The sequence below is a fragment of the Caulobacter sp. FG7 genome (genome assembly GCF_057808875.1).
The window spans coordinates 18,506-40,721 of record NZ_JBMDIW010000008.1 but is presented as its reverse complement, the minus strand read 5'-3'; the positions used below and the strand labels follow the sequence as shown (position 1 = coordinate 40,721).

At 68.3% G+C, this 22,216-nt stretch carries 28 protein-coding genes and 1 pseudogene; 8 read left to right on the top strand and 21 right to left on the bottom strand.

Annotation, left to right across the window (positions count from 1 at the left end; all coding sequences use genetic code 11):
* Nucleotides 1–123 precede the first annotated feature (123 nt).
* The gene (locus ACODR1_RS08370) at nucleotides 124–1,599 is read left to right on the top strand and encodes a flavin-containing monooxygenase (RefSeq protein ID WP_488880035.1); all 1,476 of its coding nucleotides are present in this window, start codon (nucleotides 124–126) and stop codon (nucleotides 1,597–1,599) included.
* A gap of 25 nt (nucleotides 1,600–1,624) precedes the next feature.
* Here the strand turns inward: ACODR1_RS08370 and ACODR1_RS08365 are convergent, their stop codons facing one another.
* On the bottom strand, nucleotides 1,625–2,092 hold the full coding sequence (locus tag ACODR1_RS08365) for a hypothetical protein (protein ID WP_488880034.1): 468 nt from the start codon (nucleotides 2,090–2,092) through the stop codon (nucleotides 1,625–1,627).
* Nucleotides 2,093–2,273: 181 nt separating this feature from the next.
* Between ACODR1_RS08365 and ACODR1_RS08360 the strand changes: the two genes are divergently transcribed.
* On the top strand, nucleotides 2,274–2,843 hold the full coding sequence (locus ACODR1_RS08360) for a hypothetical protein (RefSeq protein ID WP_488880033.1): 570 nt from the start codon (nucleotides 2,274–2,276) through the stop codon (nucleotides 2,841–2,843).
* Between the two features lie 146 nt (nucleotides 2,844–2,989).
* On the opposite strand, the gene ACODR1_RS08355 is transcribed toward ACODR1_RS08360, so the two are convergent.
* The 7 genes from ACODR1_RS08355 to trmD all read right to left on the bottom strand — a co-directional run bounded on the left by ACODR1_RS08355 (nucleotide 2,990) and on the right by trmD (nucleotide 10,241).
* Nucleotides 2,990–4,912, bottom strand: a complete 1,923-nt coding sequence (locus tag ACODR1_RS08355; protein WP_488880032.1) for a methyl-accepting chemotaxis protein — start codon at nucleotides 4,910–4,912, stop codon at nucleotides 2,990–2,992.
* Nucleotides 4,913–5,014: 102 nt separating this feature from the next.
* On the bottom strand, nucleotides 5,015–6,067 hold the full coding sequence (leuB, locus tag ACODR1_RS08350) for a 3-isopropylmalate dehydrogenase (protein WP_488880031.1): 1,053 nt from the start codon (nucleotides 6,065–6,067) through the stop codon (nucleotides 5,015–5,017).
* A 1-nt stretch (nucleotide 6,068) separates the two neighbouring features.
* Nucleotides 6,069–6,371 (bottom strand): putative quinol monooxygenase, encoded by a 303-nt coding sequence (locus tag ACODR1_RS08345; protein ID WP_488880030.1) that lies wholly within the window; start codon nucleotides 6,369–6,371, stop codon nucleotides 6,069–6,071.
* A gap of 132 nt (nucleotides 6,372–6,503) precedes the next feature.
* On the bottom strand, nucleotides 6,504–7,112 hold the full coding sequence (leuD, locus tag ACODR1_RS08340) for a 3-isopropylmalate dehydratase small subunit (protein WP_488880029.1): 609 nt from the start codon (nucleotides 7,110–7,112) through the stop codon (nucleotides 6,504–6,506).
* Nucleotides 7,112–8,554 carry a 3-isopropylmalate dehydratase large subunit gene (gene leuC / locus ACODR1_RS08335; protein ID WP_488880028.1) on the bottom strand — a complete coding sequence of 481 codons (1,443 nt, stop codon included), beginning with the start codon at nucleotides 8,552–8,554 and terminating at the stop codon, nucleotides 7,112–7,114. Before leuC ends, leuD begins: the two co-directional genes overlap by 1 nt.
* Before the next feature lie 563 nt (nucleotides 8,555–9,117).
* Nucleotides 9,118–9,501 carry a 50S ribosomal protein L19 gene (rplS, locus tag ACODR1_RS08330; protein ID WP_101718501.1) on the bottom strand — a complete coding sequence of 128 codons (384 nt, stop codon included), beginning with the start codon at nucleotides 9,499–9,501 and terminating at the stop codon, nucleotides 9,118–9,120.
* A gap of 2 nt (nucleotides 9,502–9,503) precedes the next feature.
* Nucleotides 9,504–10,241, bottom strand: coding sequence for a tRNA (guanosine(37)-N1)-methyltransferase TrmD (trmD, locus tag ACODR1_RS08325; RefSeq protein WP_165257458.1), 738 nt, complete (start codon nucleotides 10,239–10,241; stop codon nucleotides 9,504–9,506).
* 270 nt (nucleotides 10,242–10,511) lie between these two features.
* Between trmD and rlmN the strand changes: the two genes are divergently transcribed.
* Nucleotides 10,512–11,711 carry a dual-specificity RNA methyltransferase RlmN gene (gene rlmN, locus ACODR1_RS08320; protein ID WP_488880027.1) on the top strand — a complete coding sequence of 400 codons (1,200 nt, stop codon included), beginning with the start codon at nucleotides 10,512–10,514 and terminating at the stop codon, nucleotides 11,709–11,711.
* 139 nt (nucleotides 11,712–11,850) lie between these two features.
* Here rlmN and ACODR1_RS08315 read toward each other — a convergent pair.
* Nucleotides 11,851–11,937, bottom strand: a pseudogene (locus ACODR1_RS08315) (hypothetical protein); the annotation flags it as partial.
* Nucleotides 11,938–12,088: 151 nt separating this feature from the next.
* Between ACODR1_RS08315 and ACODR1_RS08310 the strand changes: the two are divergent.
* The gene (locus tag ACODR1_RS08310; protein WP_116491072.1) at nucleotides 12,089–12,514 is read left to right on the top strand and encodes a DUF350 domain-containing protein; all 426 of its coding nucleotides are present in this window, start codon (nucleotides 12,089–12,091) and stop codon (nucleotides 12,512–12,514) included.
* A 28-nt stretch (nucleotides 12,515–12,542) separates the two neighbouring features.
* A complete protein-coding gene (locus ACODR1_RS08305) occupies nucleotides 12,543–13,385 on the top strand; it encodes a S1 family peptidase (RefSeq protein ID WP_488880026.1) in 843 nt (280 codons plus the stop codon).
* Nucleotides 13,386–13,391: 6 nt separating this feature from the next.
* Here ACODR1_RS08305 and ACODR1_RS08300 read toward each other — a convergent pair whose 3' ends face one another.
* From ACODR1_RS08300 to ACODR1_RS08270, 7 genes are all read right to left on the bottom strand, one after another.
* The gene (locus ACODR1_RS08300) at nucleotides 13,392–13,793 is read right to left on the bottom strand and encodes a hypothetical protein (RefSeq protein WP_488880025.1); all 402 of its coding nucleotides are present in this window, start codon (nucleotides 13,791–13,793) and stop codon (nucleotides 13,392–13,394) included.
* A 4-nt stretch (nucleotides 13,794–13,797) separates the two neighbouring features.
* Nucleotides 13,798–14,202 carry a hypothetical protein gene (locus tag ACODR1_RS08295; RefSeq protein ID WP_488880024.1) on the bottom strand — a complete coding sequence of 135 codons (405 nt, stop codon included), beginning with the start codon at nucleotides 14,200–14,202 and terminating at the stop codon, nucleotides 13,798–13,800.
* Between the two features lie 149 nt (nucleotides 14,203–14,351).
* On the bottom strand, nucleotides 14,352–15,236 hold the full coding sequence (gene hemF, locus ACODR1_RS08290) for an oxygen-dependent coproporphyrinogen oxidase (protein WP_488880023.1): 885 nt from the start codon (nucleotides 15,234–15,236) through the stop codon (nucleotides 14,352–14,354).
* Nucleotides 15,237–15,306: 70 nt separating this feature from the next.
* Entirely contained in the window at nucleotides 15,307–15,516 is a 210-nt protein-coding gene (locus ACODR1_RS08285; RefSeq protein ID WP_488880022.1) for a DUF4926 domain-containing protein, read from the bottom strand.
* Nucleotides 15,513–15,857 (bottom strand): DUF6883 domain-containing protein, encoded by a 345-nt coding sequence (locus ACODR1_RS08280; RefSeq protein ID WP_488880021.1) that lies wholly within the window; start codon nucleotides 15,855–15,857, stop codon nucleotides 15,513–15,515. Before ACODR1_RS08280 ends, ACODR1_RS08285 begins: the two co-directional genes overlap by 4 nt.
* A gap of 3 nt (nucleotides 15,858–15,860) precedes the next feature.
* Complete coding sequence (locus ACODR1_RS08275; RefSeq protein ID WP_488880020.1) at nucleotides 15,861–16,802, bottom strand: electron transfer flavoprotein subunit alpha/FixB family protein; 942 nt, start codon at nucleotides 16,800–16,802, stop codon at nucleotides 15,861–15,863.
* Nucleotides 16,802–17,548, bottom strand: a complete 747-nt coding sequence (locus tag ACODR1_RS08270; RefSeq protein ID WP_488880019.1) for an electron transfer flavoprotein subunit beta/FixA family protein — start codon at nucleotides 17,546–17,548, stop codon at nucleotides 16,802–16,804. Before ACODR1_RS08270 ends, ACODR1_RS08275 begins: the two co-directional genes overlap by 1 nt.
* A 245-nt stretch (nucleotides 17,549–17,793) precedes the next feature.
* Here ACODR1_RS08270 and ACODR1_RS08265 point away from each other — a divergent pair, with 245 nt between their 5' ends.
* On the top strand, nucleotides 17,794–18,060 hold the full coding sequence (locus tag ACODR1_RS08265; protein ID WP_488880018.1) for a hypothetical protein: 267 nt from the start codon (nucleotides 17,794–17,796) through the stop codon (nucleotides 18,058–18,060).
* A gap of 18 nt (nucleotides 18,061–18,078) precedes the next feature.
* On the opposite strand, the gene ACODR1_RS08260 is transcribed toward ACODR1_RS08265, so the two are convergent.
* From ACODR1_RS08260 to ACODR1_RS08250, 3 genes are read right to left on the bottom strand one after another with little or no spacing between them, the layout of a single operon-like run.
* Nucleotides 18,079–18,240, bottom strand: a complete 162-nt coding sequence (locus tag ACODR1_RS08260) for a hypothetical protein (RefSeq protein WP_165832332.1) — start codon at nucleotides 18,238–18,240, stop codon at nucleotides 18,079–18,081.
* 31 nt (nucleotides 18,241–18,271) lie between these two features.
* Nucleotides 18,272–18,610 carry a DUF6481 family protein gene (locus ACODR1_RS08255; protein WP_488880017.1) on the bottom strand — a complete coding sequence of 113 codons (339 nt, stop codon included), beginning with the start codon at nucleotides 18,608–18,610 and terminating at the stop codon, nucleotides 18,272–18,274.
* Nucleotides 18,611–18,667: 57 nt separating this feature from the next.
* Nucleotides 18,668–18,877, bottom strand: coding sequence for a cold-shock protein (locus ACODR1_RS08250; RefSeq protein WP_116564886.1), 210 nt, complete (start codon nucleotides 18,875–18,877; stop codon nucleotides 18,668–18,670).
* A gap of 300 nt (nucleotides 18,878–19,177) precedes the next feature.
* Between ACODR1_RS08250 and ACODR1_RS08245 the strand changes: the two genes are divergently transcribed.
* A complete protein-coding gene (locus tag ACODR1_RS08245; RefSeq protein WP_488880016.1) occupies nucleotides 19,178–19,447 on the top strand; it encodes a hypothetical protein in 270 nt (89 codons plus the stop codon).
* A gap of 179 nt (nucleotides 19,448–19,626) precedes the next feature.
* On the opposite strand, the gene ACODR1_RS08240 is transcribed toward ACODR1_RS08245, so the two are convergent.
* Nucleotides 19,627–19,836 (bottom strand): cold-shock protein, encoded by a 210-nt coding sequence (locus ACODR1_RS08240; RefSeq protein WP_165257481.1) that lies wholly within the window; start codon nucleotides 19,834–19,836, stop codon nucleotides 19,627–19,629.
* A gap of 75 nt (nucleotides 19,837–19,911) precedes the next feature.
* Nucleotides 19,912–21,696, bottom strand: a complete 1,785-nt coding sequence (locus tag ACODR1_RS08235) for an SLC13 family permease (protein WP_488880015.1) — start codon at nucleotides 21,694–21,696, stop codon at nucleotides 19,912–19,914.
* A 160-nt stretch (nucleotides 21,697–21,856) separates the two neighbouring features.
* Between ACODR1_RS08235 and ACODR1_RS08230 the strand changes: the two genes are divergently transcribed.
* Nucleotides 21,857–22,174, top strand: coding sequence for a hypothetical protein (locus tag ACODR1_RS08230; protein WP_488880014.1), 318 nt, complete (start codon nucleotides 21,857–21,859; stop codon nucleotides 22,172–22,174).
* Nucleotides 22,175–22,216: the final 42 nt, after the last annotated feature.

The following is a 22,216-nucleotide window of genomic DNA, read 5'->3' as shown; positions in this document are numbered from 1 at the left end:
AATGAAAACCGACGCCATCGCACGCGCCGCAATTGACGTCGGGTCCAAACGGTCGTTTTCTGGTGAACATCGTTCACTTAAAACAGGATCCGGGCTCACCGGACCACGGGGACGGAGACGGCCATGAGCACGGAATATTTCGACGTCCTGATCGTCGGGGCGGGCCTGTCGGGCATCGGCGCGGCCCATCACCTGACGCGGCGCTGCCCGGGCAAGACCTACGCCATTCTCGAGGCCCGCGACGCCATCGGCGGCACCTGGGACCTGTTCCGCTATCCGGGCATCCGCTCCGACAGCGACATGTATACCCTGGGCTATTCCTTCAAGCCGTGGCGACAGGCCAAGGCCATCGCCGACGGTCCCTCGATCCTGAACTACGTGCGCGAGACCGCGACCGAGGCCGGGGTGAACGAGCACATCCGCTTCCGCCACAAGGTGCGCCGCGCCGAGTGGAACAGCGACACCGCCAGCTGGACCGTCCAGGCCGAGCGGATCGATACGGGAGAGATCGTCGAGATCGCCTGCGGTTTCCTCTACATGTGCGCCGGCTATTACGCCTACGACGCCGGCTACACCCCCGACTTCGAAGGGACCGAGCGCTTCAAGGGGACCATCGTCCATCCCCAGCACTGGCCCGAAAACCTCGACTACGCCGGCAAGAAGGTCGTGGTGATCGGCAGCGGCGCGACGGCGGTGACCATCGTGCCAGAGATGGCCAGGACCGCCGCCCACGTCACCATGCTGCAGCGCTCGCCGACCTATGTGGTCTCGCGCCCGGCCGAAGACGGCCTGGCCAACTGGATGCGAGCCAAGCTTCCAGCCATGACCGCCTACGGGATCACGCGCTGGAAGAACGTGCTGATCACCATGCTGTTCTTCAACCTGGCCCGCAAGAAGCCGGAAAAGACCAAGGAGCGGCTGATCAATCTCGTCCGCGACCAGCTGCCCAAGGACTACGACGTCGAGACCCACTTCACGCCGCGCTACAATCCCTGGGACCAGCGGCTGTGCCTGGTGCCCGACGCCGACCTGTTCGACGCGATCAGGAACGGCTCGGCCTCGGTGGTCACCGACCACATCGACACTTTCACCGAGGACGGCCTGAAGCTGAAATCGGGCAAGGCCCTGGAGGCCGACGTCATCGTCACGGCCACCGGCCTGCGGATGCAGCTCCTGAGCGGCATGGAGGTGGTGGTCGACGGCCGCTCCGTCGATCTGGCCAAGGGCTTCAGCTACAAGGGCATGATGTTCAGCGACGTGCCGAACCTGGCCTCGGCCTTCGGCTACACCAACGCCTCGTGGACGCTGAAGGCCGACCTGACCAGCGAGTATGTCTGTCGGCTGCTCAACCACATGGACCGGGCGGGCATGGACATCTGCATGCCCCACCTGGACCAGCCCGACATGGCCGCCGTTCCCTGGCTCGACTTCTCGTCGGGCTACGTGCAGCGGGCGATGGACAAGTTCCCCAAGCAGGGAACCAAGGCGCCGTGGAAGGTGCACCAGAACTACGCCCTGGACCTGGCCGCCCTGCGCCTGGGCAAGCTCGACGACGGCGTGATGCGGTTCTGGCGCAAGCGCGCCAAGGCGGCGGCCTGAGGGCCGCCGCCCGACCAGGCGCTCGTCAGTAGATGTGAATCGGAGACGCCGTGGCGACCGACATGATCCCGAAGATCGAGCATGCGCCCAACGGGGACAGGAATGAGCCGGTGCCGTTCCCGCCGCCTCCGTTCGTCCACGCGACCTCCAGCGTGCCCGGCCCGCAGGAAGCGTCGGAGCCCACCACGATCTTGACCCCATCGATGTAGAGCGTCTTCACGCCGACACGGACGTTCCACGGCAGATCGTTGAACGTGACGTCGGAACACCCCCCAGAGCCCAGAACATATGCGTTCACCGTTGCCGAAGTGCCGCCCGTCGGCACGCTGAACTGCATCGCGATCTCGCAGGTGCGCCCAACGGGGCCGATCGTCATTCCGCCGAGCGTCGTGAACGTCGTCGGGTTCGGCCAGATGGCCTGGGCATGCGCCGGGGCGGCGGCAAGCGACGCCGCGAGGGCCAGGGCCACAAGGCAAGACGCCAACTTGAACATGCACACCTCCCTTGGGCTCACCCGCCCATACAACCCAAGATATAATTGACACTCATGTCAGTCAATGTGACGAGCCTTGTCACGCCCCGAGACAGAGCATCGGGAACCCAAGGTCCAGCTTGCCGTTCCTGATCGGCGTTCATCACCCTATGATGGGCGCGAAGCAGTGGAGCGGGGTGTCATGCGGGCGGTTCTGACGAAGATTGCGATCCTGGGCGCGGCGGCGTCCCTGGCCACCGGCTGCGCCACGGCCCAGCCGGCCTATCCCGCCAAGCCGGCCGCCACGGCCAGCAAGCCCCCGCCGCCGCCCGCCAAGGATTCCGACGGCGACGGCCGGTCTGACGGCTGGCGCGAGAAGTCGATGGAGATCGGCAGCCAGCCGGCCCGCGACGTCGGCCTGTCGAAGAAGAAGATCCCACCGGTGCTGGAAGAGGCCCTGGCCGACCCCTACAGCCTCAAGGGCCTGAAGACCTGCGCCAAGCTCGTGGTCGAGATCCAGCGGCTGAACGACGTGCTGGGCCCCGACTACCAGACCGGCAACGAATATACGGAAAACCGCACCGGCAAGCTGGCCGAGGCCGGCGGCAAGGCGATCGTCAACTCGATCATCCCGTTCCGCAGCCTGGTGCGCGAAATCTCCGGCGCGGCCCCCGCCGACCGCCACCTGGAAGCCCTCGGCGACGCAGGCCTGGCCCGTCGCGGCTTCCTGCGCGGCGTGCACCAGAAGCAGGGCTGCAAGCAGCGGTTCTAGGCGCTTCGGATCCTCCCCCTCTGGGGGAGGTGTCGGCGAAGCCGACGGAGGGGGGAGTGGCTGATGAACTTCCAACTCACCGGCAGCTGAAAACGCGCCCCCTCCGGCCCTACGGGCCACCTCCCCCAGAGGGGGAGGATCAAGCCCTAGAACTCTTCCCAGCTGTCCACCGCCAGGGCGGCCGAGCCTTGGGTGGCGAAGGCGGCGGCGCGGGCCTGGGCGGCGCGGGCGGGGCTGGCGGCCGGGCGAGAGGCCGGGGTGGCGGCGCGGGGCGCCGAAGCGGCCATGGCGGCGCCGGCGACCTTGAAGCGGCCGACCTGCACGGCCAGTTCGCCGGCCTCGCCCTTCAGCGAGTGGGTGGCGGCGGTGGCTTCTTCCACCATGGCGGCGTTCTGCTGGACGACCTGGTCCATCTGGTTCACCGCGACATTGACCTGGTGCAGGCCGGTCGACTGCTCCTGGGCGCTGGCGGCGATCTCGCCGACCAGGGCGTCGATGCTGGCCACCTGGTCGACGATGGCGCGCAGGGCCTCGCCGGTCTGGCCGACCAGGGACACGCCGGCCTCGACCTGCTGGGTCGAGGTCGAGATCAGGCCCTTGATCTCCTTGGCCGCTTCGGCCGAGCGCTGGGCGAGCGCCCGCACTTCCTGGGCCACGACCGCGAAGCCCTTGCCGGCGTCGCCGGCGCGGGCGGCTTCGACCCCGGCGTTCAGGGCCAGCAGGTTGGTCTGGAAGGCGATCTCGTCGATGACGCCGATGATGTTGCCGATCTGGCCCGAGGACTGCTCGATGCCGGCCATGGCGCCGACCGCCTGGTCGACGATGCGGCCCGAGCGCTCGGCGCCGGCGCGGGCGCCGGCCACCAGGCTGGAGACTTCCTTGGCGCCCGAGGCGGTCTTGCGAACCGTGGCGGTGATCTGGTCGAGGGCGGCGGCGGTCTCTTCCAGGCTGGCGGCCTGCTGCTCGGTGCGGCGCGACAGGTCGTCGGACGCCTGGGCGATCTCTTCCGAACCGGCGCGGATGCCGCCGGCGGCGCCGTTGATGCCGCGCATGGCTTCTTCCAGGCGGGCGGCGGCGGCGTTGAAGTCGGTCTTCAGCTGTTCGGCGTCGGGGGCGAAGGCGGCGGTGATGCGGAAGGTCAGATCACCGTTCGACAGGTGGCCGAGGGCCTCGGCCAGGGCCGAGACGGCGACGGCGTCTTCCTGGGCCTTGCGGGCCTTGTCGGCCTCGACGCGGGCGCGCTCGGCCTCGGTCAGGCGACGCTGCTCGACGGCCTCGTCTTCCAGGCGCAGCTTGTGGATGGCGGCGTCCTTGAAGCTCAGCACGGCCTGGGCCATCTGGCCGACCTCGTCCTTGCGGCCGACGGCGGGGACCTCGATGGTGTTGTCGCCCGAGGCCAGGCGACGCATGGCGGCGGTCATGGCGGCGACCGAGGCGCCGATGGTGCCCGACAGCATCCAGCCCATCAGGCCGGCGATGACCAGGGCGGCCACGCCGCCGATCACCAGCGACAGGATGGCCATGTCCATGGCCTGCTTCATTTCCTTGGCGCGCAGGGCGACGCGCTCGCTGGCGGCGGTCGTCAGCTCGTCCTGGATGGCGCGGATGTCGTTGAGGCTCTTGCGGCCCATCAGCTCGCCGGCGGCGACGCGGCCCATGACCGGGTCGTTGACCATGGCCGCCTGGGCGGGCTCGGCGATGGTCTTGCGCCACTCGCCCATCGCGCCGCGCAGGCGCTGGATACGGGCCTTCTGTTCGGGAACCGTGGTCTTGCCCTCGAAGGCGTCCAGGGCCTTGTCGAACTGGTCGACGCTTTCCTTGTAGGTCTGAGCGAAGCCGTCGTCGCCGAGCAGGGCGTAGGCGCGCAGGGCGTTCTGCTGCTCGAGGACCAGGGTCATCATCACCTCGGCCTCGGTGGCCAGGGAGAGACTGCGCTGGTTGGAGACCGAGGCTTCCTCGATGCGCTGCAGGCTGGTGAACACCACCGCCGAGGACACCACGAAGGCGATGATCAGGGCGCTGAACGCGATCCCCAGCTTCGCCGATATCTTCAGGTCGTTGAAACGCATTTCGCCCAGGTCCCGACTTATCATTTGATGAGTGCAGGAACTGGGCGAAAAAACTTAAGCAGAAATTGTAAAACGCCGAAATAACGGCGCTATTCTACTTATTCAGATGCGACACAATACCGCATCACCCATCTGAACAGTGGACAGTTCACCTCCCAGATCACGGGTGCGCGCGCCCGCGTCCAGGGCGCCCTTGACCGCGGCCAGCAGGCGGTCGGCGGCTTCGACCTCCTTCAGCGACCAGCGCAGGGCCATCTCGAACGACAGGATGGCGGCCAGGGGATTGGCCAGGCCCTTGCCGGCGATGTCGGGGGCCGAACCGTGGATCGGCTCGTAGAGGCCCGGCTTGTCGGGATCGCCGATGGCGGCCGAGGGCAGCATGCCCAGCGACCCGGTCAGCATGGCCGCCGCGTCCGACAGGATGTCGCCGAACAGGTTGTCGGTGACGATGACGTCGAACTGCTTGGGGGCGCGCACCAGCTGCATGGCGCAGTTGTCGGCCAGGATGTGCTCCAGCTCGACGTCCGGATACTCACGCTTGTGCAGCTCGGTGATCACCTGCTTCCACAGCAGGCCCGACTCCATGACGTTCGACTTCTCGGCCGAGTGGACCTTGTTCTTGCGGCCGCGGGCCAGCTCGAAGGCCACGCGCCCGGCGCGCTCGATCTCGCTGGTGGTGTAGAGGGCGGTGTCGTAGCCCTTCTTCTGGCCGTCGGGCAGCACGTCGATGCCGCGCGGCTCGCCGAAATAGACGCCGCCGACCAGCTCGCGCACGAACATGATGTCCAGGCCCGAGACCAGCTCGGTCTTCAGGCTGGAGGCGCCGGCCAGGGCCTCGAAGCAGTAGGCCGGGCGCAGGTTGGCGTAGACGTTCATCGCCTTGCGCAGGTTCAGGAGGCCGGCTTCCGGGCGCAGGTGGCGCGGGGCGTCCGCCCACTTGGGACCGCCGACGGCGCCCATCAGCACCGCGTCGCTGGCCAGGGCGCGATCGCGGACCTCGTCGGTCAGCGGCGTGCCGTGGGCGTCGTAGCTGGCGCCGCCGTAGATGGCTTCCTCGACCACCAGGCTGGGCACGAGGGCGGCCGCCACGCGGCGCACCTCCGCGCAGACTTCCGGACCGATGCCGTCGCCGGGGAGCAGGAGAAGCGTAGCCATTTCAGATCTCGCGATAGGCGGAAACGTCGAAGGAGGACATGCGGCGCTCGTACACGCCAAGCTCTGCGCAGGCCGCGCGCCACGCGGCCATATGCGGCGAAGCGCGGTGGAAGGCCAAGGCCGCTTCGTCGGTGAAGTGCTCGAAAACCCGGATCAGCCCCGGATCGAGGGGGTCCTCGGTCAGCGCGTAGTCCAGGCAGCCCGGCTCGCCGCGCGATCCGTCCACCTGGGCCGCCAGGTGCGGACGCAGGTCGTCGAGGCGCTCGAGCGCGATGCGGATGGAGCCGGCGAGGATCAGGGTCATGTCGATTACTCTCCCTTCCCCCTCTGATGGGGGAAGGGTCGGGGATGGGGGTGACAGCGCGTCAGGACCTGGCGCGGGCCCAACCGTCGCACCACCCCCACCCCTGCCCCTCCCCCATCAAGGGGGAGGGGTTCAGTTTTCCAGCCAGGGCTGGCCGATGGCGCGCTTGCTTTCGAAGACGTCGATGTCGGTCGCGTGCTGCAGGGTCTCGCCGATGGCGTCCAGGCCCTTGAGCATCTTGGCCTTGCGGACCGGATCGATCTGGAAGCTGAAGGTCTTGCCCGAGGGCGAGACCACCGTCTGGGCTTCCAGGTCGACGCTGACCATGTGGTTGCCGCCCTTGGCCTCGTCCATCAGCACCGCGACCTCGTCGGCCGCCAGCACCACCGGCAAGAGGCCGTTGTTGAAGCAGTTGTTGTTGAAGATGTCGGCGAAGCTGGTGGAGATCACGCACATGATCCCGAAGTCCATCAGGGCCCAGGGCGCGTGCTCGCGCGAGGAGCCGCAGCCGAAGTTGTCGCCGGCGATCAGCACCGACGAGCCCTTGTATTCGGGGCGGTTGAGCACGAAGCCCTCGATCTCGTTCCCGTTCGGATCGAAGCGGAAGTCGAAGAACAGGCCCTTGCCCAGGCCCTCGCGCTCGACAGTCTTGAGGAACTGCTTGGGGATGATCTGGTCGGTGTCGATATTGGCCAGCGACAGGGGCGCGGCGCGGCCGTCGAGACGGGTGAAGGCTTGCATCAGTTCGTCTCCGACAGCAGGGCGCGGACGTCGACCAGATGGCCGGCGATCGCCGCGGCCGCCGCCATGGCGGGCGAGACGAGGTGGGTGCGGCCGCCGCGGCCCTGACGGCCCTCGAAGTTGCGGTTGCTGGTCGAGGCGCAGCGCTCGCCCGGCTCCAGGCGGTCGGGGTTCATCCCCAGGCACATCGAGCAGCCCGGCTCGCGCCAGTCGAAGCCGGCAGCCTTGAAGATGGCGTCCAGGCCTTCAGACTCGGCCTGTTCCTTGACCAGGCCCGAGCCCGGCACGACCATCGCCTTGACGTGCGGGGCCACCATGCGGCCGTGCAGGAAGGCTTCCTGCACCACGGCGGCGGCGGCGCGCATGTCCTCGATGCGGCTGTTGGTGCACGAGCCGATGAAGACGCGGTCGATCTTGGCTTCCGAGATCGGCTGGCCGGCGGTCAGGCCCATATAGTCCAGGGCCCGGTGGGCGGCGGCGCGCTTGTCGGCGGTGGCGAAGCTTTCCGGCTCGGGGACGGCGCCAGTGATCGGGATGACATCCTCGGGGGACGTGCCCCAGGTGACCATCGGCACGAGCGCCGCCCCGTCGATGACGACGGTGCGGTCGAAGACGGCGCCTTCGTCGGAGAAGAAGGTCTTCCAATGGCTGACGGCCATGTCCCAGGCCGCGCCCTTGGGGGCCGCGGGCTTGCCCTGGACATAGGCGAAGGTGGTTTCGTCCGGCGCGACCAGGCCGGCCTTGGCGCCGCCCTCGATGGTCAGGTTGCAGAGGGTCATGCGGCCCTCCATGGTCAGGCCGCGCACGGCCTCGCCGGCGTATTCGATGACGTAGCCGGTGCCGCCGGCGGTGCCGATCTCGCCGATGACGGCCAGGGCGATGTCCTTCGCCGTGACGCCCGGGCCCAGCTGGCCGTCGACGCGGACCAGCATGTTCCTGGCCTTCTTCTGGCGCAGTGTCTGGGTGGCCAGCACGTGCTCGACTTCCGAGGTGCCGATGCCGTGGGCCAGGGCCCCGAAGGCGCCGTGGGTCGAGGTGTGGCTGTCGCCGCAGACGATGGTCATGCCCGGCTGGGTGCGGCCCTGCTCGGGACCCACCACGTGGACGATGCCGTTGCGGATATCGCCCATCGGGAAATACTCGATCCCGTTGTCGGCGACGTTGCGGCCCAGCGTCTGGAGCTGGAGGCGCGCCTCCTCGTCGGCCACGGCGTCGACGCCGGCGGCCTGGTTCTCGGTCGGCACGTTGTGGTCGGCCACCGCAAGCGTGCGGTCGGGCCGGCGCACGGGGCGACGCGCGGCGCGAAGGCCGGCGAAGGCCTGCGGCGTGGTCACCTCGTGGATCAGGTGCAGGTCGATGTAGAGGATGGCCTCGCCGTCGGTTTCGTTGACGACGTGGGCGTCCCAGATCTTGTCGTAGAGGGTCTTTGTTGCGCGGGTCATAGCGATCCGCATCTAGGCCCGATGGGCGGGCGCGTAAAGCGAGGAAACGCCGAAAATCCGCTGTGTGACCGCTGTGCAGCGATCGATCCTGCCCCGGGGAAGCGCGGAAACAACGTCCAGGCGCACATTTCTTGCCCCGAAGCTTGTCCTGGAAGCGAAATAGCGACGGTCGCCTTGGTCCCCATCCGGCAGGACGAGGACCATTGAACGCAACCTCTAACGACTAAGGGCGCGCCGGTCGTAGTGACCTGTCGGCGCGCCCTGGCATCGTTCGTACACTCCAGGGGCCGATGGCTCCGCCTGAAGAGGGCCGTCCACTAGAAAGGAGACGGTCTGGAAGCCCGCCGTGTCTGAACAGCGAGGGTGAAATCATCATGCCACAGAACAACGATCCGTCAAGATGCGTGCTTATGCACAAAGCTTGGCCGTTCAGCGGGCCTGCTTGTCGTCCACGCGCGCGAAGATTGCGCAGCCCGCCCGCGCGGAGGGAGCAACCGCAAAAGCAAAAGGCCCCGGCGTTTCCGCCGGGGCCTTCGAACACTTCGCCGTAGCGAGCGCGCTGCTTATTCGGCGTCCTTGCGGACGTTGACGCGCTCGGCGATACGGGCCGACTTACCGCGACGGTCGCGCAGGTAGTAGAGCTTGGCGCGACGGACGACGCCGCGACGCTTGACTTCGATGCTTTCGATGCTCGGCGACAGGATCGGGAACAGACGCTCCACGCCTTCGCCGAACGAGATCTTGCGGACGGTGAAGCTCTCGTGGAGGCCAGCGCCTTGACGGGCGATGCAGACGCCTTCGTAGGCCTGAACGCGCTCGCGCTCGCCTTCCTTGATCTTCACGTTGACGCGCAGGGTGTCGCCGGGACGGAATTCCGGGATCGCGCGGACGGCCAGCAGACGGGCCGATTCTTCTTGCTCGAGCTGAGCGATGATGTTGATCGCCATGATCATTTCTCCTTGGGCTTACCCGTTTTCGGGCCGCCTTTTGCCTGTTGATTGGCGAGATGCTTTTCCCAGAGGTCGGGACGCCGCTCGCGGGTCGTTTCTTCACGCATACTGCGCCGCCACTGGTCGACCTTCTTGTGGTCGCCCGACAGCAGCACCTCGGGGATGTCGAGCCCTTCGAACGTCCGCGGCCTGGTATACTGCGGATGCTCGAGGAGACCGTCCTCGAAGCTTTCTTCCAGCGTGCTCTCGATGTTCCCCAGCACACCCGGGGCCAGTCGAACGCACGCCTCGATCACCACCATCGCCGCCGCCTCGCCACCGGCGAGAACCGCGTCTCCGACGGAGACCTCCTCGAACCCGCGAGCGTCGAGCACCCGCTGGTCCACCCCCTCGAAGCGGCCGCACAGCACCACGATGCCGGGCGCCTTGGACCACTCCCTTACGCGCGCCTGGGTCAGGGGCCTGCCCCGGGCGCTCATATACAAAAGCGGCCGCCCATCGAGCTCCAGGCTATCCAGCGCAGAGGCGATGACGTCCGCTTTGAGAACGGCTCCCGCGCCGCCACCCGCTGGGGTGTCGTCGAGGAAGCCGCGCTTATCCTTGGAAAAGGCGCGAATGTCCAGTGTTTCCAATCGCCACAGGTCAGCCTCCTTCCAGGCGGTCCCGATCATCGAGACGCCGAGCGGGCCGGGGAAGGCCTCGGGGAACATGGTCATGACGGTGGCGGTAAACGGCATGGGCGCGGTTTAGCGGGAGATGGGGGGATTGTCGAAGGGGGCGAAGTTGCACGGCAAGATCCTCCCCCCGTGGGGGAGGTGTCCGCGAAGCGGACGGAGGGGGGAGCAGCTGATGAATTTCAAATGCCTAGAAAGCTGAAAACGTCCCCCCTCCGGCCCTCCGGGCCACCTCCCCCACAGGGGGAGGATCCTGGTTTTTGGAAAACCGCCTCACATCTGCTATATCTCCGCCTCGACCCCGCACATTCCTCGAATTTCCCGGACCGCCCCTTGAGCGTCACCCTCGACCTGTCCCGCGTCGCTCCCTCGACCGACACGGCCAAGCCGCCCGTCAACCTGTCGGGCCTGACCCGCCCGCAGCTGATCGCCGCCCTGACCGAGAGCGGCGTGGTCGAGCACGGCAAGGCCAAGATGCGCGCCACCCAGGTGTTCCGCTGGATCCACCATCGCGGCGTCACCGACTTTTCCCAGATGAGCGACGTGGCCAAGGAAACCCGCGCGCGCCTGGCCGAGACCTTCACCATCGCTCGCCCCGAGGTGGTCGAGCGCCAGGTCTCCAAGGACGGCACCCGCAAGTGGCTGATCCGCATGGCCCCGGGCATCGAGGTCGAGACGGTCTATATTCCGTCGGTCGGCCGGGTCGGCGCCCTGTGCGTCTCCAGCCAGGTCGGCTGCACGCTGAACTGCAGCTTCTGCCACACCGGCACCCAGCCGCTGGTGCGCAACCTGACCACCGCCGAGATCGTCGCCCAGGTGCAGATCGCCAAGGACGACCTGGCCGAATGGCCGTCGGACAAGGAAGACCGCCTGCTGTCGAACATCGTGTTCATGGGCATGGGCGAGCCGCTCTACAATCTGGGCCAGGTCGCCGACGCCATCGAGATCATCAGCGACAACGAGGGCATCGGCATCTCGCGTCGCCGCATCACCGTGTCGACCTCGGGCGTCGTGCCGATGCTGGAGAAGCTGGGCGATACGACCCAGGCCATGCTGGCCATCAGCCTGCACGCCACCAACGACGACCTGCGCGACGTGCTGGTGCCGCTGAACAAGAAGTACCCGATCGCCCAGCTGATGGAGGGCATCCGCGCCTATCCCGGGCTTTCGAACGCCCGCCGGGTGACCTTCGAATACGTGATGCTGAAGGGCGTCAACGACAGCCCCGACGAGGCCCGGGCCCTCGTGAAGCTGATCAAGGGCATCCCCGCCAAGATCAACCTGATCCCGTTCAACCCGTGGCCAGGCAGCCAGTACGAGTGCTCGGACTGGGGCGCGATCGAGGCCTTCGCGGCGATCCTCAACAAGGCCGGCTACTCCTCGCCGATCCGCACCCCGCGCGGCCGCGACATTCTTGCGGCCTGCGGCCAGCTGAAGAGCGAAAGCGAGAAGGTCCGCGCCTCGGCGCTGCGCAAGCTGTCTATGGCCGCCATGGCCGGCATGCTGGAAGACGACGCCGACGACGCGGCGTAAATTCCCTCTCTCTTGGAGAGAGGGAGGGTGAGAGGGTACGCGCTCTCTCCCCACTGAAGCTCTCCACTATCGTCATCCCGGAAAGCCCGAAGGGCTTATCCGGGACCCAGGGGACTGGGCTCGGCGGTCAACTCAAGCGCCCCAGCGGATGCCGGCGCATTGCGGCGGCCCCTGGGTCCCGGGTCTCCGCTGCGCTCCGCCCGGGATGACGGCCTGAACGGGCCAAGGGTGAAACCTCTCACCCTCCCACCGCTGCGCGGCGGGCCCCTCCCTCTCTCAAAGAGAGAGGGTTCGACGCTCGCAAGGCGAGCCCCCTACGCAAGTCTCGCCAACCCGTGTTAGAGCTTGCCCTTCAAATCCCAGGGGGTCGCGTAAACATGCCTCAGATCCAGTCGCCCGAGATCCAGGCCTTCGCCAATGGCCTGCTGACGACCCTGACCCATGTGGGCGTGACCATGGCGATGCTGGTCGCCGGGGCGGCGATCTACATCCTCCTGACCCCGCATCGCGAGATCAAGCTGATCCGCGAGGGCAACGCCGCGGCGGCGCTGTCGCTGGGCGGGGTGCTGACGGGCCTGGCCATTCCGCTGGCCGCCTCGCTGGCGGCCTCGACCTCGGTGATCGAGATCCTGCTGTGGGGCGTGGCCACGCTGGCGCTGCAGCTCTTGGTCTTCCGCCTGACCGACATGATGCTGAAGGGCCTGCCCGAACGGATCAACGAGGGCGAGGTCTCGGCCGCCGCCCTGCTGGTGGGCGCCAAGCTCGCCACCGCCATCATCATCGCCTCAGGCGTGGCGGGCTGAGGCGAAAGGAACGGGCGGAGCGGGGCGCGTGCATTTCCCCAAGCTTCCAGACTGGCTGGTCTACGGCGCCGTGGTCGCCGCCCTGCTGGTGGTCGCCGTCGGCCGCCAGGAGCGCGCCGACGCGCCTCCGCCGCCGCCGCCGGTGCCCGGCGAGGAAGGCGTGCCGCTGGGCCCGGCCTCGCCCTTCGACCCGTCGATCGTGGTGCAGGTGCCCGACAAGCAGGAGCCGGCCTCGGGCACGGCCTTCTCGGTGGGGCAGAACGGCGTCTGGCTGACGGCCCGCCATGTGGTCGACGGCTGCAAGCAGGCCGCCATACTGGTCGCCGACGGCCGCGGCGTGGCCGCCCGGGTGACCATCGACCCGCGCTTCGACGCGGCCATCCTGACCACCGAGGGCGGCGCCCCAGCCATGCCGGTCAACCTGGCCGACCCGCGCAAGGGCATGCGGGCCTTCCATCCCGGCTTCCCGCAAGGCCACGCCGGCGAGGTGGCCTCGCGCCTGATCGGCCGCGAGAACCTGGTGATCCACGGGCGCGGCGCCCGCACCGAGCCGGTGCTGGTCTGGGCCGAGGTCGGCCGCACCGACAATCTGAAGGGCACGCTGGCGGGCCTTTCCGGCGCCCCGGCGCTGGACAGCGCCGGCCGCGTGATCGGCGTGACGGTGGCGGAATCGCCGCGCCGCGGCCGCATCTACACCACCGCCCCCGAAAGCATGCGCACCCTGATCGCCCGCACGCCCCGCCGCGGCGGCGACGCCAGCATCCCCGAATTCGCCCCAGGCGAGGCCATCACCACCGACAACTACGGCCGCATCGCCGACGGCCTGCGCCGCGACCTGCGCGTGGCGCAGGTGGTTTGCCTGGCGGTCTAGGACGCCTCAGGCGGGCTTGCAGCGCATGGTCGTGATCGTGTGCCCGCGGCCCTGCGGGGGCTTGCGCACGACGTACCAGGCGCCGTCGACGCCGCGCTGGAACCGCGCCGAGCAGGTCAGCCGGTCGGGAACCATCCTGCCGCCTCGCTCGACCGGCCCGCCGTCGCGGAGCAGCGTGAACCGGCATTGGCGGCGCTCGCGGGCGGCCTTGCGGCAGACGAAGTCGCCGATGTGCATCTGGCGCTCATCCTGCTCGGCGGCCCAGTACCAGTCGAACGCCGCGACATTGCCGTGACCGATCAGCGCGTTGGAGCCAAGGTCGCTGTGGATGCCCGCATAGAACGCCTCGCCGCCCTCCGGCGGCGCGGCGAAGGCCCCGGACAGGGCCAGGACGAGCAGCACGTTCATGGGGTCAGGCGGGCTCGCAGCGCAGCGTCGTGCCCGTGAACGACCCGCGCGGCACGCGCAGCCTGCGCTCGACAAGCCAGGCCGGGGAATTGCCGCGCAGATTGCGCTGGAACCGCGCCGAGCAGCTCAGTCGCTCGGGAACCGTCTCGCCGCGCAGCTCGACCGGCCCGCCGTCGCGGACCAACGTGAACTGGCAGTCGCGGCGGCCGACGGGCTGGTCGCACTTGAGGTCGGCGACGTGCAGCCGGCTGCGGTCGCCGCCGGCGGCTCTATACCAGTTGGCTTCCACGGACCGGCTGCGAAGCGTCTCGTGGTGGCCGATCTCGGCGAGGACGGCCTCGTGGAAGGCCTCGACCTCGCGCGGCGCGACGAGAGCGGTGGACAGGGCGAGGGCGATCAGGAGGGCCATAAGGTCAAGCTAAGGCTGAAAGGCCTCACGGCGCAACCTTGAGATAACGACGTTCGCAAAAGGGGCGATCGACAGACCCCTGCGCCTGGCCCCGCCCCCTCCACCACTTCGTGGTCCCCCTCCCCCGCCTTGCGGGGGAGGAGTTTAACTTACGGCCACTTCACCTCGGGGGGCATGGAGCTGAGGATCGACTCGGTGTTGCCGCCGGTCTTCAGGCCGAACATCGTGCCGCGGTCGTAGAGCAGGTTGAACTCGACGTAGCGGCCGCGCTGGATCAGCTGCTGCTCGCGCTCCTCGGCGCTCCAGGCCTCGTGCATGCGGCGGCGCACCAGGGTCGGATAGATCTCGAGGAAGGCTCGGCCGACGTCCTGCGTGAAGGCGAAGTCGCGCTCCCAGTCGCCGCTGTCGTGGTGGTCGTAGAAGATGCCGCCGATGCCGCGCGGCTCGTTGCGATGCGGCAGGAAGAAGTATTCGTCGCACCAGGCCTTGTATTTGGCGTACCAGTCCGGATCGTGCTTGTCGCAGGCGCGCTTGTAGGCGGCGTGGAAGTCGATGGCGTCGGGGAAGTCCTGCCGGCGCTGGTAGCCCAGCAGCGGGGTCAGGTCGCCGCCGCCGCCGAACCAGCCCTTGGTCGTGGCGATGAAGCGGGTGTTCATGTGCACGGCCGGCACGCGCGGATTGGTCATGTGCGCGATCAGGCTGATGCCGGTGGCGAAGAAGCGCGGGTCCTCGGCCGCGCCCGGCATGGTCTTGGCCATTTCCGGCGGGAAGGTCCCGAACACGGTGGAGACGTGCACCCCGACCTTCTCGAACAGGCGCCCGCGCATCATGCCCATCACCCCGCCGCCGCCGGCCGGGCGGTCCCAGGGCTTCAGCTCGAAGCGGCCGGGCTGGTCGCCGTAGAGCTCGGCCGGCGCCTCGTCCTCCAGGGTCTCGAAGGCGGCGCAGATCTGGTCGCGCAGGCTCTCGAACCAGGCCCGGGCGCGGGCCTTGCTGGCTTCGAGATCGGTGAGGGTGTCGGCTTGTTGCGTCATGGGATCGGCTTAAGCCCAAGCCCGATAACAGGCAAATCCGGGACCGCGCATAAGGGGTTTTGCGGAAGCCTCAGGCGGCCTTGGCGCGATGATGCAGCTTCAGCAGGTCGGTCGCCGCGAAGGTCGCCAAGCCGTAGGTGAAGCCCTCGTCGTCGACGAACTCGACCTGGAAGGCCTCGCGATCGCCCAGCACGTCCACGACCGTGCCCATCTCGCCCTTCCGGAGGTTCAGTTCCGGGCGATCGACCAGCAGGGCGACGGTGTCCAGTTCGTTGATCATCGGGCTTCCCGCATGACGAACACCGACGTCAGCCGGGTTCGCGATCCGTCGGCCGGTAAGATCCAGCCGCTGGTTATCATCGCAGAACGTTGGGAAAATCGGAACAGGAAGTCGATGCGGTAGCGAACGCCCCAGGCGTCACTTTCGGTCTGGACCGCATCTTCCGAAGCCGCCGCCTCGCGGAGAGCTTCGATCAGAACCGACGCGTCTTCGCGTGTCAGCCCCAGCTTCAGCGCGAAAAGACGCGCCTTGTGCTTGCCCACCGGATGGGTCGGCGACAATGCGTAGTCGGTCAGCTTGCGCTGGTCGATCTCCACATCGTCGCCGCCCGGGAGCTTCAAGCCTTACTTGCCGGCGGCGGTGAGCGCGCTCATCAGGTCCGGCACGGCCGACTTGTAGTCGGCGACCAGGCCGTAGTCGGCGACCTGGAAGATCGGCGCGTCGGCGTCCTTGTTGATCGCGACGATCACCTTGGAGTCCTTCATGCCGGCCAGGTGCTGGATGGCGCCCGAGATGCCCACGGCGATGTAGAGCTGCGGGGCGACGACCTTGCCGGTCTGGCCGACCTGGTAGTCGTTGGGGGCGTAGCCGGCGTCGACCGCCGCGCGCGAGGCGCCGACGGCGGCGCCCAGCTTGTCGGCCAGGGGCTCGATGACCGCCTGGAACTCTTCGGCCGAACCCATGGCGCGGCCGCCCGAGACGACGATCTTTGCCGCGGCCAGTTCCGGACGGTCGGACTTGACCATCTCTTCGCTGACGAAGCGGGTCTTGGCCGCATCGGCGCCCGAGACGCTCTCGACCGAAGCCGAACCGCCTTCACCCGCCGCCGCGAAGGCGGTCGGACGCACGGTGATCACCTTCTTGGCGTCGGACGACTGGACGGTCTCCAGCGCGTTGCCGGCATAGATCGGACGCACGAAGGTGTCAGCCGAGACCACCTCGACGATGTCGCTGATCGGCGCGACGTCGAGCTTGGCGGCGATGCGCGGGGCGAAGTTCTTGCCGCCGGCGGTGGCCGGGACGAGGATCGCGTCGTAATTGCCAGCCAGCGCCAGGGCCGCGTCGGCCTGGGCTTCGGCGACGCCGTGACCCAGGGCGTCGCTCTCGGCGACCAGCACCTTGCGAACGCCGGCGATCTTGGCGGCGGCCTCAGCCACGCCCGAGACGCCCTTGCCCAGCACCAGCACGTCGACGTCGCCCGACAGCTTCAGGGCGGCGGTGACGGTCTTGTGGGTGCCGTCGCGCAGGTGCGCGTTGTCGTTGTCGGCGATGACGAGAACGGCCATTACAGCACCCCCGCGGTCGTGAGCTTGGAGACGAGGTCGGCGGCGGACTCGACCTTGATGCCGGCCGAGCGCTTCGGCGGCTCGGTGACCTTGACGACGGTCAGGCGCGGAGCGACGTCGACGCCGTAGTCGGCGACGGTCTTCTGCGCGATTTCCTTCTTCTTGGCCTTCATGATGTTGGGAAGGCTGGCGTAGCGCGGCTCGTTCAGACGCAGGTCGGCGGTGATCACGGCCGGCAGGTCGACGTCGAGGGTCTGCAGGCCCCCGTCGACTTCACGGGTGACCTTGGCGGCCGAGCCATCGATCTCGATCGCCGAGGCGTAGGTCGCCTGCGGCCAGTCGAGCAGGGCCGACAGCATCTGGCCCACGGCGTTATTGTCGCCGTCGATGGCCTGCTTGCCCATCAGGACGAGGCCGGGCTGCTCTTCGGCCACGACGGCCTTCAGCAGCTTGGCCACGGCCAGCGGCTCGAGGTCGGCGTCGCTGGTGATCAGGACGCCGCGGTCGCCGCCCATGGCCAGCGCCGTGCGGATGGTTTCCTGGGCTTGAGCCGGGCCGATCGAGACGATGACCACTTCGGTGGCGACGCCCTTTTCCTTGAGGCGCACGGCCTCTTCGACCGCGATCTCGCAGAACGGGTTCATCGACATCTTGACGTTCGCCAGGTCGACGCCCGTCTGGTCGGCTTTCACCCGAGCCTTCACGTTGTAATCGATAACCCGTTTGACCGGGACCAGAACCTTCATCGGTCTACGCCGCCTCCTGGCTGCTTCTCTTTCGAGGTTTCCCCTGCTTGGACCATCGACTTAGCGCGTCCTCACAGGTTTGCAAGTTTCCCCTGACGTAAGCGTAATGCGCTTTCTCAAGGATCATTCAAACAAATGTACGACACCTTTCGCGAGCCGTCTGCGCCCTCGCGCGCTCCCTCCCGCGAATGGCGCCCGCGAAATGGGGCTAGCCACATAGCGCGGCCGGTGCTTAAGACGCCGCCATGAACCGCGCCATCAACCGCCTGAAGATCATCTTCATCGGAATCTTCCTCGCCAGCATCGTCGGCGTGTTCGGCTACCACTACCTGTGGGTGTGGCCGAAGGCCAAGTGCGAGGCGCGCGGCGGCGCCTGGGCCGGCAAGTGGCTCAAGTGCGCAACGGTCTATCCGATCGAGACCCTGACCGGCCGCCCCGCGGGCCTGCCGGCGATCAACACCGACACTTCCAAGATGGACGGCCCGTCGGTCCGGAACCCGGAAAAGAAGTAACCGGGTTTCGAAATCGCCTCAGTTTGAGGGTTCGTCGTCGGCGCGCTGCGCGCCCTCGCCGGCTTCCGCGCGCTTGGCGGCGCGCTCGGCGGCCTTCTCGGCGGCTTTTTCCGCGGCCTTGGCCGCCTTCAGGCGCTCGCGTTCCTGGCGTTCGAAATTGTAGTTCGGCTTGCGGGCCATTGGCGGTTCCCCTGAACAGAAGGTCCGCGCGTCAGGCCCGGGCCTTGCGCGCGGCGTAGCGGGCGTCGCGCTTCGCCTTGGCTTCAGCGTTGGTGAGCGCCTTGCGTTCCTTACGCGCCCCACGCTTTGCTGCAAGTGCTTCTTCGATCAGGGCCTCCTGGCGGCCGATGTTCCCGGCACGGACGAGGGCCCGCGCGGCCGAGCGCTCCTTGCGGACGGCGGCGAGTTCGGCCGCGCGCAAGGCGGCGCGGTCTTCGAAGTGGGGATCGGTGACGGTCGCCTTCGGCTTGAACTTGGCCAGCAGGGCCGCCTTGGCCCGGGCGGCGGTCTGGAGACGCTCGGCGTGGCCGACGTTTTGCGGTGAGCTCATCGAGATCCTTTCGAGAACGCCCGCGGGAGGATCCCGCGGGCGAGACGGCGTATGGGATCAGGCGGCCTGGAGCTGGCCGGCCGACATCTTGCCGCTGCGCTGGTCGCGCTCCAGCTCGAAGGCGACCTTCTGGCCTTCGTTCAGCGAGCCGAGGCTCGAGCGCTCGACGGCCGAGATGTGGACGAACACGTCCGCGCCGCCGTCGTCGGGCTGGATGAAGCCGAAGCCCTTGGTGGAATTGAACCACTTAACGGTGCCGGTGGTCATGAGAGATATCCTTGCAAACAGGAGTAGCCGCACGGCCAAGATGGTCCGCACGATCAAATTGTCGGTGAGGTTTTGGATGGACTCGGGCGCTCGATCCTAAGAACAAGCGTGGAGAGCGGCCGAACCGTGTCGATATTCGATGGGTTCATAATGCCCGCCTGTGGATAACAACACAAGCGATTTCATTTCTTCAGCGAAGAGGCGGATGTCGGGGTGGACCGTTTTTCTTTTTCACATCCGCCCTCCCCGGATCTTTTTCTGGCGGCGGGAGCAAAAGGCCAAGCTACGCGTTATCGTGCCATGCGTAAAAGTTCAGCCGTTCCGCGTACGGGCCAAGGCGCCCTGACCATCGCCCGCGAAAGCCAGGCGATCGACTTCTCGCTGCTGGTCTCGGCCGCCCCAGGCGGCCGCCGCACCGGCAAGGGCAGCCTGACGGGCGAGCCCGAGGCCATGCGCCAGGCCTTCCGGGCCGGCGACGCCCGCCTGACCCTCGACGACGGGACCGAGCACCTGATCGCCATCGTCGCCCACACCGAGGGCGACGGCACGGCCTATTTCGAGCTGCGCTGACACTCGACACCCCATTCGCCGTCATCCCGGAAAGCGCGCAGCGCTTATCCGGGACCTAGGGGGCTGGCCTCGGCAGTCAGTTCAAACGCCCGGCGACGGCCGGCTCGATGCGGCGGCCCCTGGGTCCCGGCTCTACGGCTCGCTGGGCGAGCCTTCGGCCGGGATGACGACGTGGAAGCTCAGGCCCGCAGCTTGCCGGCCACCATCTGGCCGCTGAACGGGTCGCGTTCCAGCTCGTAGGCGATGGCTTGGCCGTCCTCCAGCGGCGGCAGGCCCGCCCGCTCGACCGCCGCGGCGCTGACGCGGATCTCGGATCCGTCGTCGCCGTCGGGCGCGATGGCGCCAAAGCCCTTGGCGGTGTCGAACCACAGCACAGTGCCCGTCGCCATGACGCTCCCCGTCAGCCCTCGCGGTGGGCCGACTATGAGGGCAGGTTCCGCGGCGCGGCAAGCCTTCCCCAACCGTCAACGCCCGGCGAGCGGCCAGACCAGCGCGATCAGGGCCGGGGCGGTCAGCAGGATCAGCAGCGACAGCGGCGCGCCCAGCCGGGCGTAGTCGCCGAACCGGTAGCCGCCCGGCCCCAGCACCAGGGTGTTGCACTGGTGGCCGACGGGGGTGAGGAAGTCGCAGCCGGCTCCCACCGCCACGGCCATCAGGAACGGGTCGGGACTGAGGCCCAGGCGTTCGGCCAGGCCAAGCCCTATGGGCGCGACGATCAGCACCGTGGCGGCGTTGTTGAGGAAGGGCGTGGCCAGCATCGCCACGGCCATCATCGCCGTCAGGGTCAGGAGCGGCGGCATGCCGTCGAAGGCGCCCGACAGCCAGGCGGCGATCAGGTCGGTGCCGCCGCTCTTCTGGATGGTGTCGCTGACCGGGATCATCGCCGCCACCAGCACCAGCACCGGCCCTTCCAGCGCGGCATAGGCCTCGCGCATGCGCAGGGCGCCCGTGGCCACCACCAGCACGGCGGCGGCGAAGAAGCCGGTCGCCACCGGCAGCACGCCCAGCGCCACCAGCACCATGGCCCCGGCCAGGATGGCGGCCGGCAGGATCGCGTGGCGCACCCCGCCCAGCCGCACCTCGCGCTCGGCCAGCGGCAGGCAGCCCAGGGCCTGCAGCGCGCCGGGCAGCTGCTGCTCGCCGCCCTGCAGCACGAGGATGTCGCCGGCCTTCATGCGGATCGTCGCCAGCCGCCCGGCCAGGCGATAGCCGGCGCGGCTGACCCCCAGCAGGTTGACGCCGTAGGTCTCGTTCAGGGCCAGGCCCTTGGCGGTCTTGCCGATCAGGTCGCTCTGCGCGCCGATCACCGCCTCGACCACCCGCACCTCGTCGGTCGGCTCGTCCATCACCACCGGCCGCTTGGCGTCGGACAGGCGCAGGCGCGCCTTGAGGATCAACTCGTTCAGCGCCTGCTGCTGGCCCTCCAGCAGCAGCACGTCGCCGGGCTGGATCTTGCGGTTGACGTGCGGCGAGGCGATCCGCTCGCGGCCGCGCAGTATGGCCACCACCGCCACGGCGTCCTCGGCGGCGCGTTTCAGGTCGCCCACCCGGTTCTGCTCGAAGCTCCAGTCGTCGGGGATCTCGACCTCGGTGACATAGGCGTTGGCCGCCAGCGCCGCGTCGATGTCGACCGCCGCCTCGCGCCCGGCCGGCAGCAGGCGATAGGCGAAGGCCAGATAGGCGATGGCCATCACCGTCAGCGCCGCGCCCACCGGCATGAAGTCGAACATGGCGAAGGGCTTGCCCAGCGCCTCCTGGCGCACCTCCGAGACGATGATGTTGGGCGAGGTGCCGACCAGCACCGCCAGCCCGCCGACCAGCGAGCCGAACGACATCGGCATCAGGATCCGCGAGGGCGGCACGCCGGTGTTCCTGGCCATGCGCAGGGCCGAGGGCATCATCAGGGCCAGGGCCCCGACATTCTTGGTGGCCATCGACAGCACCGCCGTGATCGCCGCCATCACCGGCGCCTGGCTGCGGGCGGTCCTCAGCCGCGGCAGCAGCGGGGCCATCAGGGTGTCGACGATGCCCGACCGCGACACCGCCGCGCTGAGCACCAGGGCGCTGGCGATGATGATGACGATGTCGTTGGAAAAGCCGTCGAACGCGCTCTTCACCGGGATCAGGCCCGACACCACCCCCACCGCCAAGGCCCCGACGGCGATCAGGTCGTAGCGCCAGCGGCCCCAGACGAAGCACAGCACCGTGGCGCCGACCAGCGCGAAGGACAGTCCCTGCTGCAACGTCACGCCCCGCGCCCTCCCCCAAAGCTCAGCTCCGGGGAGGTAACGAGCAGACGCTCGATCCGTTCAGCGGCGGCGACGCGGGGCAATTGACACGACGTCCGCGGGTGAACAGCTTCCGCGCGCGCTGGGCCACGGGGGCTACCGCGCCACGGAGCTTCACACCTTGTCCAGATCCAAGACCTTCCGCGCCGGCGCCGCGTCGTTGCTCGCAGGGGCCGCGGCCTTCGCCTCCAGTCCGGCCCTGGCCGAAACCGACTGCGTCACCACCATCGCCTCGGTCTTCGCCGGCTATGGCGGACTGATCTGGATCACCTTCGCCGACAGTTCCTCGGTCGAGATCCCGCAGAGCAATCCCAGCCAGACGGCGATCCTGTCGCTGGCGGTGTCGGCCCAGCTGGCCAACCGTCCGGTGCAGGTGCGCTATCCCAGCGGCGTCTGCCCGGGACACCATGCCGAGATCGTCGGCCTGTTCCTGAAATAGCAACCCGGACGGAGGGGAGCCGGGGAACGGCGCGTGCGCCCG